The organism is Aeromonas sp. 30P, from assembly GCF_051919805.1.
Taxonomy (GTDB): Bacteria; Pseudomonadota; Gammaproteobacteria; order Enterobacterales; family Aeromonadaceae; genus Aeromonas; species Aeromonas veronii.
Genome location: NZ_JBQBEA010000001.1, coordinates 4,081,965 through 4,095,668 on the forward strand (window position 1 = coordinate 4,081,965; position 13,704 = coordinate 4,095,668).

A 13,704-nucleotide genomic window follows, 5' to 3' on the forward strand; every position below is an offset into this window, starting at 1 on the left:
CTCTCCCGATTGTCATGAATGGTCAGACCTAAATACTACTGGTTAAATATCCAGTACCGCAATACTGGTGATCCACAATTCACCCGCCACCGAGCCCACCTCCAGCTGGTAGAGATCCATCCCGAAGGCGTGAGCGCGGGTGAACTCCTGCCGCGCCCCCTTGCTCTGCTGCCAGCCCGGCAGAAACGCCACCGCCTCGCACTCCATCAGCATGGGGATGGCGATCCGCATATAAGCGTCATGGCTGAAGCCATCCGGCAAGATCGCCGGGTTCATCACCACGGCGCCCAACTCCTTAAGGTGCGCCTCGGCGGCAAAGAAGGTCGGACGGTTGAACTCAGGCAGGCCCGTCATCGGGCCAGCCACATACACCTTCACCCCGGCCAGGGCGATCTGGCCTGCTTCCGTTACCGGTTTATTGGTCATTGCGAGCCTCCTCGGCTTGGCTTTGAATGGCGGGCGCCCCCACCGACAGATTGGCGGCCAGAAACAGCGCCACAAACACCAGCATCACCACGAACCCCGCTTTAGCCATGACTGGCCTCCCGGGTCTTGGCTGCCAGTTCGCTCAGCTCGCGGCAGGTCGATACCAACCGCGGCTCATCATCCGGGCCGTCACCGTCCAGTGCTGGGCCAATTTCCTCCGCCAACCACTGGCGAACGGTAACCACCAACATCGCCAGCAGCGCCAGCCAGAGCAGCCCCAACAAACCAAACATCCATACCAGTTCCATCAACTCCTCCCCCTCCCGGTGGTGGCGTGGTGGGCGGCGCGATGGAGCGCCTGCCCGACAACATCGGCAGCCTGTTCGGCCACCGACTCAAATCCGAATTCCCCAATCAGGTGGAGCGCGGTCACCACGGGGATCTGCGCCTCCTTGGCCCGCTCCACCTCCTCGATGGTCAGCAGCGGCGCAAACCAGTTGCGGGTTGCCGTATGCTGGGCGTAGTAGTGCATCATGGCTGCGCCTCCTTCTCGACCAGCAGATCGTTAAGTTGCCGCACCCGATAATTCAGAAGCTGCATCTCACTCTTTTGACGATGAAAGTCATCATGGTAGCGGGCGAGCCTCTGTGCTTTCTGCTCAGCATCTCGGAGGCGTCTGTTCATAACCTCTGGATCGCCAATGCGGCTGAGAATATGGGCCAACATCTCCAGCTCGAGCTGATCATTCTTCCGGTGAGCCCACACCTGTTCAGCCCCTGGGCCGTTACGCCCCTGAAGCATGCAGACATGACCGGCCATCAACTTCACATGGCCGCGGCTGTTCACCAAGAGCAGGCCCCAACCATACGGCAGATCATCCAGTGTGATGATGCCTTCCTGGCACATGTAGTACCGATAGGTCCCCATCCCCAGAACCTCTCCATTACGGTGCGGCTTCTTGGCATCGGCAAGGAAGTCAGAACGAGAGACCTTCACCTCAACGAGAACCGAACCACCGTTGTAGCCCCAGCGGTAACCCCAAGCATCAGCTCGCTCACCGCCATAGAGGCCGCCAACCTCGATCATTGCTATCTGGCAGGCAGGCCCCTTGTTTCCAATTGGGCGCTTTAGCCACGCACAGGCAATCTCAGACAGCCGAGCGTGAGTCATCTGTTCGCTCATGACCCCACCCTCACCAGCTCCACCGCCCTACCACGGATCCGCGCCGCTTCCGCCCTCGCCTCCTCGGCACCATCAACCACCAGGTAATAACCGGCAGCGGTCTTCGCATCGGTAGTGCCCAGCGTCTCCAGCGAGTTCGACACCTCAAGATGGACCCGCTCCCCAACCCAGCCGCGCACCGGCGGATAGATGGCAACCCGGCAGAACTGCGCCTCACGCACATCACGCTCGGCGGTGGCATTGAATTGACTGCTCATCACTGCCCCCCCAGACAACCGATATTTGATTTCAGGATTGATGCCATCTGGGCTACAGAATCTTTGGTAATCACCTCCACGGCGGAAGGATCGCAGATATCCCCTTCGCCTGGCCGTGCCAAAATCATATCGAAGTGGTTATTGTTCCATGCCACAGTCCAGTACCAGCCTTGCGGAGCTTCTGGCACCTCGACGTCGAACTGGGAAGGCCACATTTTGTGCAAATTGTTTATTGCCGCACCGGCGATCACATCGTTCTTGTTGCTCATGACTAAATCCTCCCTGTCACTGTGACGCCTGCGCGGCGCTTATCGGATAAAATCGACTCCAGCTCTGCGGCTACGGCATCGTCAGTCACCAACTCATCAACCTTCCCCACCCGCAAATACACGCGAACCGTGGCCTCCATCTCACAAGCCCGAATCGAAATGGTGCGCCCTGTTTGAGCGGTAGGCTGGGCGGTCTGCATCATGCTTGTCATCAGCGCTTTTACTTCGGCAGGGCGGGGGGCGAACTGCCGATCGGCATCATCGGCCAGCTTGAGCACCGCTTCACGCACCAAACCGACAGGGAAGCCCTTGATGGTCAGGGCCCATGCCTTCGCAGTACCGGTGGCGTTGCTGTCCAGCTGGTTAGCACTGGCAGGCCAGTAAGCGATCATCATCGGGAACAGCTCGTTTGCCAGAAACAGGGTTAGCGGATCTGCAACAACGTGCTCGGCCTGCAGGGCACCCCGGTGAAGCACTGCCACCTCAGAGGATTGTGTTATCGTCATAGCCGACTCCTGAGTTCGCCATGATGGCCTGAGCGTGTTGTTGAGCAGCGGCAAGATTGCCGAGCGGTCGCTTGTTATGCAGCGGTGCCGCATTGCGCTTGGCAGTGAGCTGGTCCCACTTCTGGCGCAGCTTCTGCGGGGAGAGCACGTTGGCACACCAGAACGGATCCCGGCTCACCCAGTCGTACAGCTCGCAGATGTCGCTGTGGCTGCGCAGGTCCAGCTCGCGCATCAGGCGGATCACGTTGGCCCATTGCGGCCAGTTCGGCTCCAGTGCGGTCGGGTTAATCCGCTGCACCCGGGCAAACATCCACTGCGCGGTTTGCAGGTCTTCAGCGGTGCCCCATGCCTTGCCGCTCGGGGTCTGGATGGCGGCCTCTGGAATAACCCGGGTCTTGGGTTCGGTAGCGGGTTCAGCAGAAACAGGTTCGTCAGTGATGAGCTGCTCACCCTGCTGGTCGAAAGTCGCGCTAGCGAGTTGCGACGAAGAGTCTTTAAGATCTTTACTTGTTTTATTGTTTATATTGTTTAGAGCTTCGGCGTGAAACTCCGCGCCTAACTCCGCGCAATCAGATTGCGATACCACCTGCAACCCCATATCTGACGCGGCTTCAAACTCCGCGCCTAACTCCGCGCAATCGTGTTCTGAAACTCCGCGCTGATAAGGGTCGTAGTTGAGAACTGTTATCAGCGTGTAACCCTTGGTGCCCTGCTTGCTGGTGCGGGTGATCATGCCATCACGTTCGAATGCTTCCAAAGACCGGCGGGCACTATCCTCAGAGACGCCACAGGCTTCTCCAAGCGAACGAGCAGACCCAACCAGCTGGCCTCGATTCAGGGTGACGCGGTTGCCGTTAAAGGTATCAACGGTGCGCTCGTGCTGGACTTCTATCAGCAGGTGCAGCCATAGGGACTTGCGCTCAAGGTTACGGTAAAAAGTCGCATCCTTGATGCTCTTGTACAGCAGAACAAACCCGCTGCGGCGGTTCTCGGTCACGTTGCAACCTCGTTGAATTGGGGCGGCCGCATGGGCCGCCAGTCTGACTACCTCACCCATGGCGAACCTCCTGCAGGTGCTGCATCAGGCATTGCAGATGGCGCTGGGCCTGCTCGGCGGTCACCGGGATCTTGAGCCCGCTTTTCAGGCTGCCGTAGACCAGATAGGTGCCGCTGGTGCCATCGACCAGACGCGGCAGCACAGCGGGGATCACATTGCGACGGGTGGCACCGTTGCGGCGGCCACATGATTTGACAGGGCGGTGAGCGCGAGACCAGGCATTGATCTCTTCCAACTCAGCTTCATCCCAGACTTGCCCAATGGGCTGGATATCCGTATGATTTTCCATGTTCACATCTCCTAGTGATGTTTGAGCCGTGGCCCCGACTGTTAGCGCAGTGCGGGGCCGAATTGTATTTACTTGCCAGCAGAGACCGGCAGATTCCGCACGTTGGAGGCGGTAGTGCTGATCAGGCCAAGCACATGCTCTGCTGCTTGGGTGCCAATCCGCTCAATCTGGCTGTGCTCCACCCGGTCGATAACGCCGTCAGCTCTGGCGTCGTGAATGGCCTGCATCAACTTGCCGAACACCGCTTGCGCCAGCAGCACCTGTTCAACCAGGTCATCGTCGCTGACAACTCCAGCCGGTAGATCAACCAGCGCCTTGCCACGACTGGTGGCCCAAGCTTCCAAAATCCGGTTATCACCAGTGATCTCGGTTACTGCAACAGCCTCCCCCAGATTCAGGTGATGACTGTCGCACTCTGGGTTCATCTTGTTGGCCAACACCGTTTCACCCTTTCCCATCAGGCGGGCCAGCTCGCTGATGTTGTTGTCCTTGCCGAGCAAATAAGCAGCCAGCAGCACATCTGGACGTGAAACCCTTGGTTTACTTAACGTGGAACTTTCGGTTGTCTGTGTCATGATCACTCCATATCCTTCATGACGGAGATTAACTCGGAGCCGTTCCTGCTTAGTGGCAGTGATGACAATACCGAGATGCTAATACCTTGCTTGATCAGCTTAGGCAGCCAGCTTGTTGGAACTCGCCCCCTCGCACATGCGAGATGGACCGCCTGAGGCTTGATGCCAAGAACCTTGGCAAGGGCTGCCTTGTTTTTGAAGTGAGCGAGAAGAGTTTCCACAGGAACTTACCTATCTGAACATAACCGACAAAACAGTAACCGTTGGTGCGTGTTTTTGCAACTGAAAGTTCGAGTGCGAAATGGGGACAATAGAGGACCGAGAGATGGAACAGAGACAAGAAGAAATGGCTCGTTATGAGACCGATAAAATCGACTTCGCGCGAAGGCTCAATTTAGGTCTTGATGAGGCTGGCATTCCAAAACGTGGACGCCCAGCTCGTCTGCAAGAATTGCTCGCCAAGACACCATCCACTACTGATGTGCAAATCCCCTCACTCACAGCCATACGAAAGTGGTTAGAAGGTGACTCACTGCCGGAAGTAAAGCGGCTTGGAACCATCTCAAATATCATTGGAAAATCAGTGCAATGGCTGCTGACCGGCACAGATACCAATGTTGATGAAGCTGGCTTGGCCCTGGGGAATGTACCGCTGCTTTCATGGGTCCAGGCTGGGGCGTTCTGTAATAACGGCGATATTCCACTGCTCGAGCAGGTTGAAGAGTTCATCCCTAGCCCGGTGAAGGTTGGAAAAAGGGCATATGCGGTAAGAGTCCGTGGCGACTCGATGGTGTCAATGAATGGAGGCCGAAGTTATCCAGAAGGAACCATTTTGATTGTGGATCCAGATGCAGTTCCTGAGCACAATAAAAGAGTTATCGCTAGGATTGGTGATGAGACGACATTCAAGGAACTGGTAAACGATGCGGGCCATTGGTTCTTAAGACCACTTAACCCACAATTCCGAATGATTGAAGTAACTGAAGATGTGGTGATCTGCGGGGTAGTTCGCTGTGCGGTACAGCAAGAATAAGGGCACCACCCCGATATGGTGCCCTTTAATTTGAGATTTATGCCTCAACAAGTTCTCTGACTGTCTGTTCCTTTTTTAGCAAGCTGAGTGACTCGCGATACTCAGTGGCCTCTGCTTTCATTGTCCAGTGAATGTCACCCAAACCATGGCCTTCGATCGCTTTCTTAATATCGGCCAGCGGTAGGCGGAAAAACTCTTTTCTTGGATTCACTTTGTTGACAGAGTTTTCGTCGAATACTCGGTGCAAATCTTTCTCCAAGGATGGAGCATCATCACTGTAGATCATCGCATGAACATCAAAGTCGAATGGTACCGAAGCGTCACTCAGCTCCTTAATGCGATCGAGTGGCTCTAAACGCCGGGTCATGCCAACCTTGAAGACATTTTCACCGAAGCTACCAATGTTACTTATTACATAGACATGCCCCCTACGAGTCTGCTGAGCCATTGAGATCGCTCGCTGCCCTCTTGCCTCTGCCTCTTGAAGTTTCGCTTCAAGTTCAGCTAGTTGCGCCTCAAACAGCTGGCGCTGCTCATCATTTGCACCAGCCAGTTCTTGACGAGCCTTATCCAATGCTTTTTGTAACATTCGCTCTTCTTTTTCCGCTTCTTTGATGGCTTTCTCCATCTCACGCTGGGCCCGCTCCTCCTCCCTCATCTGCTCACGGATCTGGCGCTGTTCCTCACGCTCTTGCTGCTGAAGCTCATATGTAGCGACGGCCCATTTCAACTCATCAAGGCGAGCATCGAGATAAACCTGTTCAATTCTAGCTCCACGAAATGACATGCCGTTATGGTTCACCAAAGTAAATGCGTCAATGATCTCTTGCTTTATCTTCCCATAGTTGTCGACCTTAACCCTGCTAAGAGCAGAATCGACCTTCCCATTGAAAGCATCGACAACAAAATGGATAGCAAATTGACGGCGATATGAGTTGCTGTAATCGCAGTTACCTGCCTGGTTGCTCTGGATCAGGTGCCTAACATTTTTACGCGCAATCTTTAGTTGTTCACCGGCTTGCTTGTGACTATACGACTCAGCAAGTTCATCCAAAACACTTTGGTTCGGAATGATGTACTCATCACTGTAACCTTCAATTGCATTTTTCATTGCTTGAACAGTGCGCTCTAAAAACGCAGATAACTCTTTGTCTTTAGAAATTTTTTCATTTATTTCAAGGCTGCTTTTCTCCAGTTCAGCCATGATCTCAGCAACTTTGTCTTCAGCATTAATAACCAGCATTCTGGTGTACCGCTCTGCATCTTCAATTGGCTGCAGCTTCGCCTCCATCTCGGCATTTCGCACTGCCATCTTCACCAGTGCAGAGTCCGCATCCCTCAACTTTGCTTCAAGTAATCGCTTCCTTCGGTACAAGACAAATGCCAAGACATAGGGGCCGAAGAAAACCAGCAGCCCAATGAACACTTCCATAACCCACCCCAAGTAGTTGTTGTTAAACCGGATTCAAGCACCTCGTTTCAAGGTCTCATTCTAACCTCTTCGCTTGCTGCTAAAAAACACCATAAAAAAACACACACCAATGATTGACGAAACGCACACCATTGGTTACTGTATTTCTCGTAGACACACACCAGTTAAAACAAGTGCGAAAGACAACCCCAGCCGGAGGGCCAGCACAACACTGGCAGCGGTGGCAACAGACCGCTTGGGGATATAACACCGGCAACCGGGCTGATTCACCTCCCCGCTCTCCCCTTGAAAGGTGTAATGCGTGCCGACAAGGGTGACCGGAAAACAAAATCAGTGACCGGCTGGCAGCTGGAAAGACAGCGAAGTTAAAGCGAACAAAGCGAGTGGCGGGTCTGACTCCCCAGCCACCCACCCGGTGAAAGGCCGGGGCACAACTGGGATTGCATTCCTAACTGGACTTAGGGCGCCAAACAACACGCCCGAAAGACACACTTGAGCGAGTGCAATCCACAGTTGTGGTGAGGGCCATAAATGGCGAGGAATGCGCCCCATCGAATGAGATAGGGATACCGACCTGAAGAACTCCGTCTTGGTCGCGACCACCACAGCCAACCGATTTGACCACCCAAGGAGGTGATCATATCTCCCACCGCAGGGTTACGCGGTCGCCTGGTCACGCTGTGAAGCGCCACCCAGGCCCTCGCCGAGAGGCGACAGTTTCTAAATGGTAGGTCTGCCCGTGAGGGCGCACTGGTGCCGACAACAAGAACGGCTGACTCGCTGTGAAGCGCTCAGCCTCACCACAGGTGCAACGCATGTGGTTACTACTCCTGATGTTGATCTGGCTGCTCGGGCTGGCAGGACCAACAAGCAACACCAACCGTCACCTCCATGGCGGCGCCATCAAGGGCAGTTCCACCGCTCACGATGGCACAGGGCTCCAGGCCCTGCCAAACCAGCCCGACATGTTCTCTCCTGGCCCCGGCAACGGGGCCCTTATCCCACAAGCGATAGCGGCCCAACAGCGGGTCACGGCCTCCTATTGCCTGTCGCTTGTGTGATGAGACCAATTTCAGAGATAGCAGAGGCAGCCATGCACCCAAGCGAGTTCATTGCCAAGCACATCAAGGCAACGCTGGAGAAAGAGCAATTCCCCCCCATGCGATCTCGCTGGGCGTGGCTGAAGCCAAGCGCTATTTCGACCGGACACCCAGCTTTGCCAAAGGAAAGGTGTTCGATGAGTGCCTCAAGGCGGCCCGCGCAGTAGCAAGGATCGCGAAGAAGGCGGAATCGGCCAAGCAGGCCAAGCCCTGATCCGGGGTTCGGGTCGCAACGAGTGAGGAAAGACCATGAGACTGACCAACCAGATTAAACAGCAGATTGTCACAGCTGCCATCGCCAAGGCTGGCATTCCTGCAGAAGAAGAGGCGCTTCGCCTTCGCCGCGTTGATTGGGCAGAGGCTGTGCGGGTTGATTCTCTTGGTGGCAAGGAAGGTGCTGAGGCTGTCGATAATGCCATCGAGCAAATCAAGGTCATCATGGCAGCGCTGCCGGAGGGTGTCACTACCGGATACAACCCGATCAACATAGACAGCGATTTTTATCTGAACTGCGGCGGTATCAGCCTTCGCCCGCGCTTCAACGGTACCTTTGGTTATGACTCTTGCCATAAGACGGTAAAAAAGCCGTGCCGTCCATGCAAGTTAGCGGCAGATCATCCACTTGCCATCGAGTTTCACCAGCTTGAGCAGGATGCCAAGTCACTCAAGGAGAAGCGCGAGCACATCGAAAACAGCGTGGCTGCAGCGATGAGCGGCATCAACACCGATAACCAGCTTCTGAAAGTGTGGCCGGAAGCCGCCGAACTGATGCCGAAAGAGATTCAGAAGGTGCAACTGCCGGCAGTGCAAACTGCAGACCTGAACGAGCTCATCGGCCTGCCGAGCGAGAAGGAGGCGGCATGAACCACTACGCCAAAGCACTGGCAGAGCTCCAGCTCCAGCCTGACCACGAACTCAAGCAGATAGGCGACCAGTGGCAGACCCCAAAGGCGCTGGCCTGGGGCCTGTTCCACCACTTCGCGCCCACCCTGGGGCCGGTGGTGCTCGACATGTTCGCCGACGACTGCAACCACCTGGTGCCGAACTACTACGATGCGGCCGACAACGCCCTCACTCAGGAGCTGGCATCCGACCTGCGCCGCCTGGGTGGTGCAGCCTTCGGCAACCCGCCCTACTCCCGCCCATGCGTCGATGGTGAGGGCAACCACATCACCGGGATGGAGCCAATCCTCAACTTCTGCCGCGAGCAGCGGGCGCAGGGCGCCAAGATCATGCTGCTCATCAAGGCTGCTACCAGCGAAACATGGTGGCCGGAGGATGCCGACTTTATCCAGTTCATCAGCGGCCGCATCGCATTTGAGGTGCCGAGCTGGTACGTCCCGCGTGATCCGAAGAAGGACAAACCAAGCTCCAGCGGTTTCGCCTCCGCAGTGGTGATCTTCGATGCCAGCTGGCAGGGCGAGCGCCGCCCGGAAGCACGCCTGCGCCGTGACGACCTGATCACCACAGGCCAGATCCTCCTCGACATGATCCATCGCCAAGCTGTCGCGCTTAACGAAGAGGCAAGCCGGACTATTGCCAAGTCAGTCAATGCTGAGCCAGCCATGCTGCAAGACCAGCCAGCCGTAGCCAAGCCGGCTGAGTGGGAGCCTACGGTGGCAACCGATGACCAGACCAATGAGGCAACAGCTCAAGAGCAGGCTTTGTTGGAGTTTGAGGACAGTCGCCCAATTGACCTTGATCAGATTGAGCGGATCGCCTGTGGTAATGATGTTCAAAACATTGAGCCACTGAACGATTGGCAGCAACACCCTGCCATCAAATTCGTGATTTACCAGATTGACGAGGCTGACCTGCTCACGCCTGCCAACACCCGCCTGCTGGCCGGCTACATCAAGGGATTGCAAGCATCAGGGGCTGACAGCGAAAACACGCTCAGCCACGCCATTCAGATGGCAAAGCAAATGCTGAACCCTGAAGAAGAACAGCTCCAGCTCGCTATCGACAACGGGGAGGCCGCATGAGCTCTAAACGTTTGGCCGCGTTTGCTGATTCACTCGATATCAGCGCACAACTACGAAGCATTAGCGAAAGCGAGCCAGAGCATACAGCCTATTGGATGAGAGAGGCGGCCTGCCAAATTGAGGGGTTGTACGAACTGGTTAAAGAGATGTCCAAGGAAAAAAAGCCCCACAAATCAAAACCGGTACAGGAAAAACAAAACGGTATTCCATCTACAGGGTTCATTCGTCAGTCAGTGCTTTTAAAGCAACTCCCATTCTCTAAAACCACTTTGTGGCGGAATGTCAAACAGGGCTCTTTCCCCAAGCCTGTAAAGCTATCCGAGCGGGTTACCGCATGGCGGGCAGAAGATGTTCACAAATGGCTACATAAAAACATGGAGGCAGCATGAAGGCAATCGATCTGTTCTCTGGGTTGGGTGGCTGGTCTACCGGTGCCGTGATGGCTGGTTGCGAAGTGCTTTGGGCGGCCAACCACTGGCCGGAAGCCGTTCACTGGCACAGCGAGAACCACCCTGACACTCAGCACGTCTGCCAAGACCTGCACCAGGCCGACTGGACGCAAGTGCCGAGTCATGATCTGCTGCTAGCCTCGCCTTGCTGCCAAGGGCACAGCAAAGCGCGTGGCAAGGCAAGCGGTAACCCGCAGCATGATGCCAGCCGCTCAACAGCATGGGCCGTGGTCTCTGCCCTTGAGTTTCACCGGCCGCAAGCTGCCATCGTGGAGAACGTGCCGGAGTTCCTTGAGTGGCCGCTCTATCCGGCGTGGGCAGCAGCCATGCAGGCTCTCGGCTATGCCTTGGCGCCCCATGTAGTCAACTGCGCTGATCTCGGTGTTCCGCAGGAGCGGATCCGGATGTTCATCGTATGCACCCGCTCGGCAAACCCATTAACCCTGAACCTGCCAAAGCTGGAGCATGTTCCTGCGACTCAGTTCATTGACTTTGCCGCAGGGCGCTGGTCACCGATAGCCAAGCCAGGGCGAGCAGAGGCGACGCTGGAGCGAGTTGCCAACGGCAGAGCGGCCCACGGTGACCGATTCGTGATGAGCTACTACGGCAACACCCGCACCGGGCGAAGCATTGAGCGGCCGATTGGCACCATCACTACCCGCGATCGCTGGGCTGTCGTGGACGGTGACCGCATGCGGATGCTCACGGCAGAAGAAAACCTGCTGGCAATGAGCTTCCCGCGCGACATCAAGCGCCCAAGCAACCACCGGTTGACTGTTCACATGGCTGGCAACGCAGTTCCGCCACTGGCTGGAAAGCGAATCATCCAGGCACTGATGGAGGCCGCATGACCACCAACAGCCAGAAGCTAATCTGCAGCAAAGGCCTGAAGAAAGACCGCCCTGCGGCCGAGGCGCTCAAGCGGCGCCAGCAGAAGCGCAATGAAATCGAACTCCGCCAACTGGCAAGCCAGTATGGCATTGACCACGGGGAGATACAGTGATGAGCATCGTGCAGGACATAGCCGAGTGGATTCACGGCAGAGAAGGCGGGGCCATCAGTGCCGAAGTGGCCGCCGAGTTTTCCCTCACTGTCAGCGCGGCCAGCATTGTGATGGGGCAGATCCACATAGCACCTCGATTCGCTACCCGGGTTGAGCACTTCCGCCTTGTCGGAGATAACGGCCGTGGCCGCCACACTCGCCGCCTCTATGTGGATGCGGTAAAGCCGCCGCAGTGGCGCAAGACCCCTGTGATAGGCACTTGCGGTGGCCAGGTGGTCCGGTTTGACAGTATCTACGAAGCCGAGGCTAAGGGCGGTTTTGTCCGGGTTGCCATCACCCGCTGCCTTGCCGGCCAGCAGGATAAACACGGCGGGTACAGTTGGCAGATAGACACTACCAAAGGAGCAAGCAGATGCACCGCTACAGCTACACCCTGAACGCCGCGACAGAACTGGGCTCTGCGCCGGATCGCCTGACCGGCACCATCGAGGCGCACCACCCGATGACCCATCAACAGATCAGGCTGGCCGCCATCGACAAGGCCCCAGCCCAGTATCTCAATTTCAACGAGCTGGAGTACCGGGAGGAAGCCAGTGAATAGCAGACAACGGAGAAAGCAGGCCGCCGCAGAGCACCAGCTCAAACGAGAGGAGCATCAGCGAAAGCTGCAAGCCATGCGCAACGGTCCACCGCCGCGCAACCTGCGCACCTCTCTTGTCATGTGCGCCATGGTCGCAGCGCTGAGCTCGGCCCCGGCAATAGCTATCAGCGAGCAACAATGGAAACTGAAAAAGCGAAAGGCGTAGCCATCCTGGTGATCGCCACAGTGATACTGGCCACCCTGGCCGCGATGTAACAGATAACAACTGTCCGGGAGGACACGATGAGCACCAAACTCCACCAACGCAATTACCGCGATGATATGGCTCAAGCCATCCAGCAAGAGCAGTCAGGCAACTTTGCCGATGCGGCGCTCTCCTACAAGAAGGCCCAGCACCACGCCGCCAGCGCCAATATGCTGAGCAAGGCCAAGTTCGCCATGGCCCGCCGCATTCGCTGCCTCAAGAGCGCCAAAGATCCAGAGTGGCGCCAGGTAAACGAGAAGTTCCAGCAACTCCACCAGACGCTGGAGGCTCGCTGATGGCCAGTCGTGGTATCAACAAAGTCATCCTGATAGGCAATCTCGGTCAGGATCCGGAAGTGCGCTACATGCCGAGCGGCGGTGCTGTGACCAACATTACTCTGGCTACCTCCGAAACCTGGCGCGACAAGCAGACCGGTGAGCAGAAGGAGCGCACCGAGTGGCACCGCGTAGTGTTCATGGGCATTCTGGCTGAAGTGGCAGGTAAGCACCTGAAGAAAGGCTCCCAGGTCTATGTGGAAGGCAAACTGCAGACCCGCAAATGGCAGGACCAGAGCGGCCAGGAACGCTACACCACCGAGGTGCTGGTCGATAGCTTCACCGGCGTGATGCAGATGCTTGGCGGCAGGCCGCAGGGTACCGGCCAGCAGCAGGCGCCCGCCTCGCAGCCACAGGGCGGATATGGACGACCACCCCAGCAGCCAGCCCAGCACAACCAGAACTACAACGAGCCGCCACCCCAGTTTGACGACGATATCCCGTTCTTTAGATTCGCAGGTCACCCATCGCTGATGAACTGCATCTGAGGCAAGACAGAACAACCGGCGGCTCTCGCAGCCGCCCTTCTCGCCGTGAGGCGTAAGGATTGAAGATGAACACCGTATTTTTGCTGATGGCCCAGTTCAACGCCGCCACCATCCCGCTCTCCCAGATCGCCGAAAGCCTCCTCGGACTGAAGCCGGCAACCGCAGAAACTCACGCCAGAACGGGCCGCCTCCCCTTCCCGACTTTCAGGATGGGAGAGAGCCAAAAAAGCCCCCGTCTGGTACACGTAAAAGACCTCGCCGAATTCATCGACAACCGCCGAAAAGAGGCTTCGGAAGAGTACGCTCACTGCCAATAAACCGCCCTCGAGGCGGTTTTATTTTGGGATATTTTCGTTGATTTCGTGGTGCATCAGGACACCAATAGTACACCACAAACGCCACAAGCCTGATGATTTAAGGCCTGTCGATCCTATCCAGCATGGGGGCGATGGAAAAACGCTGCGCCTGCATAA

24 protein-coding genes are annotated in these 13,704 nt (G+C 56.5%); 13 read left to right on the top strand and 11 right to left on the bottom strand.

The genetic code is table 11. The features are described 5' to 3' along the window. Window positions 1–42 precede the first annotated feature (42 nt). The 10 genes from ACTG2B_RS19205 to ACTG2B_RS19250 form a co-directional block, all read right to left on the bottom strand. Complete coding sequence (locus ACTG2B_RS19205) at window positions 43–426, bottom strand: DUF4406 domain-containing protein (protein ID WP_323936220.1); 384 nt, start codon at window positions 424–426, stop codon at window positions 43–45. 101 nt (window positions 427–527) lie between these two features. After that, complete coding sequence (locus ACTG2B_RS19210; protein ID WP_439996665.1) at window positions 528–734, bottom strand: hypothetical protein; 207 nt, start codon at window positions 732–734, stop codon at window positions 528–530. Beyond that, window positions 734–961: a hypothetical protein gene (locus tag ACTG2B_RS19215; protein ID WP_439996666.1), complete on the bottom strand. Its 228-nt coding sequence runs from the start codon at window positions 959–961 to the stop codon at window positions 734–736. Before ACTG2B_RS19215 ends, ACTG2B_RS19210 begins: the two co-directional genes overlap by 1 nt. Next, on the bottom strand, window positions 958–1,608 hold the full coding sequence (locus tag ACTG2B_RS19220) for a hypothetical protein (protein ID WP_439996667.1): 651 nt from the start codon (window positions 1,606–1,608) through the stop codon (window positions 958–960). The genes ACTG2B_RS19215 and ACTG2B_RS19220 overlap by 4 nt, the downstream gene beginning before the upstream one ends. After that, a complete protein-coding gene (locus ACTG2B_RS19225) occupies window positions 1,605–1,865 on the bottom strand; it encodes a hypothetical protein (RefSeq protein WP_439996668.1) in 261 nt (86 codons plus the stop codon). Before ACTG2B_RS19225 ends, ACTG2B_RS19220 begins: the two co-directional genes overlap by 4 nt. Next, entirely contained in the window at window positions 1,865–2,134 is a 270-nt protein-coding gene (locus ACTG2B_RS19230) for a hypothetical protein (protein WP_439996669.1), read from the bottom strand. Before ACTG2B_RS19230 ends, ACTG2B_RS19225 begins: the two co-directional genes overlap by 1 nt. Window positions 2,135–2,136: 2 nt before the next feature. Beyond that, window positions 2,137–2,640, bottom strand: a complete 504-nt coding sequence (locus tag ACTG2B_RS19235; RefSeq protein WP_439996670.1) for a hypothetical protein — start codon at window positions 2,638–2,640, stop codon at window positions 2,137–2,139. Further along, entirely contained in the window at window positions 2,618–3,697 is a 1,080-nt protein-coding gene (locus tag ACTG2B_RS19240) for a hypothetical protein (protein ID WP_439996671.1), read from the bottom strand. The genes ACTG2B_RS19235 and ACTG2B_RS19240 overlap by 23 nt, the downstream gene beginning before the upstream one ends. Next, on the bottom strand, window positions 3,690–3,986 hold the full coding sequence (locus ACTG2B_RS19245) for a hypothetical protein (protein ID WP_263085398.1): 297 nt from the start codon (window positions 3,984–3,986) through the stop codon (window positions 3,690–3,692). Before ACTG2B_RS19245 ends, ACTG2B_RS19240 begins: the two co-directional genes overlap by 8 nt. Window positions 3,987–4,054: 68 nt before the next feature. After that, window positions 4,055–4,561, bottom strand: a complete 507-nt coding sequence (locus tag ACTG2B_RS19250) for a phage regulatory CII family protein (protein WP_439996672.1) — start codon at window positions 4,559–4,561, stop codon at window positions 4,055–4,057. Window positions 4,562–4,886: 325 nt separating this feature from the next. On the opposite strand from ACTG2B_RS19250, the gene ACTG2B_RS19255 reads away from it, so the two are divergent. Continuing rightward, the gene (locus ACTG2B_RS19255; RefSeq protein WP_439996673.1) at window positions 4,887–5,594 is read left to right on the top strand and encodes a LexA family protein; all 708 of its coding nucleotides are present in this window, start codon (window positions 4,887–4,889) and stop codon (window positions 5,592–5,594) included. 37 nt (window positions 5,595–5,631) lie between these two features. On the opposite strand, the gene ACTG2B_RS19260 is transcribed toward ACTG2B_RS19255, so the two are convergent. Continuing rightward, window positions 5,632–7,026 carry a DUF4041 domain-containing protein gene (locus ACTG2B_RS19260; RefSeq protein WP_439996674.1) on the bottom strand — a complete coding sequence of 465 codons (1,395 nt, stop codon included), beginning with the start codon at window positions 7,024–7,026 and terminating at the stop codon, window positions 5,632–5,634. Window positions 7,027–7,841: 815 nt separating this feature from the next. Between ACTG2B_RS19260 and ACTG2B_RS19265 the strand changes: the two genes are divergently transcribed. The 12 genes from ACTG2B_RS19265 to ACTG2B_RS19320 all read left to right on the top strand — a co-directional run bounded on the left by ACTG2B_RS19265 (window position 7,842) and on the right by ACTG2B_RS19320 (window position 13,548). After that, the gene (locus ACTG2B_RS19265; protein ID WP_439996675.1) at window positions 7,842–8,087 is read left to right on the top strand and encodes a hypothetical protein; all 246 of its coding nucleotides are present in this window, start codon (window positions 7,842–7,844) and stop codon (window positions 8,085–8,087) included. A 115-nt stretch (window positions 8,088–8,202) separates the two neighbouring features. Beyond that, the gene (locus ACTG2B_RS19270; protein ID WP_232307780.1) at window positions 8,203–8,340 is read left to right on the top strand and encodes a hypothetical protein; all 138 of its coding nucleotides are present in this window, start codon (window positions 8,203–8,205) and stop codon (window positions 8,338–8,340) included. Window positions 8,341–8,375: 35 nt separating this feature from the next. Beyond that, the gene (locus ACTG2B_RS19275) at window positions 8,376–8,990 is read left to right on the top strand and encodes an Nmad5 family putative nucleotide modification protein (protein ID WP_439996676.1); all 615 of its coding nucleotides are present in this window, start codon (window positions 8,376–8,378) and stop codon (window positions 8,988–8,990) included. Then, the gene (locus tag ACTG2B_RS19280) at window positions 8,987–10,111 is read left to right on the top strand and encodes a phage N-6-adenine-methyltransferase (protein WP_439996677.1); all 1,125 of its coding nucleotides are present in this window, start codon (window positions 8,987–8,989) and stop codon (window positions 10,109–10,111) included. Before ACTG2B_RS19275 ends, ACTG2B_RS19280 begins: the two co-directional genes overlap by 4 nt. Beyond that, window positions 10,108–10,500, top strand: coding sequence for a helix-turn-helix transcriptional regulator (locus ACTG2B_RS19285; RefSeq protein ID WP_439996678.1), 393 nt, complete (start codon window positions 10,108–10,110; stop codon window positions 10,498–10,500). The genes ACTG2B_RS19280 and ACTG2B_RS19285 overlap by 4 nt, the downstream gene beginning before the upstream one ends. Continuing rightward, window positions 10,497–11,411, top strand: coding sequence for a DNA cytosine methyltransferase (locus ACTG2B_RS19290; protein WP_439996679.1), 915 nt, complete (start codon window positions 10,497–10,499; stop codon window positions 11,409–11,411). Before ACTG2B_RS19285 ends, ACTG2B_RS19290 begins: the two co-directional genes overlap by 4 nt. Beyond that, entirely contained in the window at window positions 11,408–11,563 is a 156-nt protein-coding gene (locus ACTG2B_RS19295) for a hypothetical protein (RefSeq protein WP_439996680.1), read from the top strand. The genes ACTG2B_RS19290 and ACTG2B_RS19295 overlap by 4 nt, the downstream gene beginning before the upstream one ends. Then, on the top strand, window positions 11,563–12,000 hold the full coding sequence (locus ACTG2B_RS19300) for a hypothetical protein (protein ID WP_439996681.1): 438 nt from the start codon (window positions 11,563–11,565) through the stop codon (window positions 11,998–12,000). Before ACTG2B_RS19295 ends, ACTG2B_RS19300 begins: the two co-directional genes overlap by 1 nt. Next, window positions 11,976–12,164 carry a hypothetical protein gene (locus ACTG2B_RS19305; RefSeq protein WP_439996682.1) on the top strand — a complete coding sequence of 63 codons (189 nt, stop codon included), beginning with the start codon at window positions 11,976–11,978 and terminating at the stop codon, window positions 12,162–12,164. Before ACTG2B_RS19300 ends, ACTG2B_RS19305 begins: the two co-directional genes overlap by 25 nt. 282 nt (window positions 12,165–12,446) lie before the next feature. Then, entirely contained in the window at window positions 12,447–12,704 is a 258-nt protein-coding gene (locus ACTG2B_RS19310; protein WP_005347020.1) for a hypothetical protein, read from the top strand. After that, window positions 12,704–13,231 carry a single-stranded DNA-binding protein gene (locus ACTG2B_RS19315; RefSeq protein WP_439996683.1) on the top strand — a complete coding sequence of 176 codons (528 nt, stop codon included), beginning with the start codon at window positions 12,704–12,706 and terminating at the stop codon, window positions 13,229–13,231. Before ACTG2B_RS19310 ends, ACTG2B_RS19315 begins: the two co-directional genes overlap by 1 nt. 65 nt (window positions 13,232–13,296) lie before the next feature. Continuing rightward, a complete protein-coding gene (locus ACTG2B_RS19320; RefSeq protein ID WP_150389718.1) occupies window positions 13,297–13,548 on the top strand; it encodes a pyocin activator PrtN family protein in 252 nt (83 codons plus the stop codon). The last annotated feature ends 156 nt before the right edge of the window (window positions 13,549–13,704 follow it).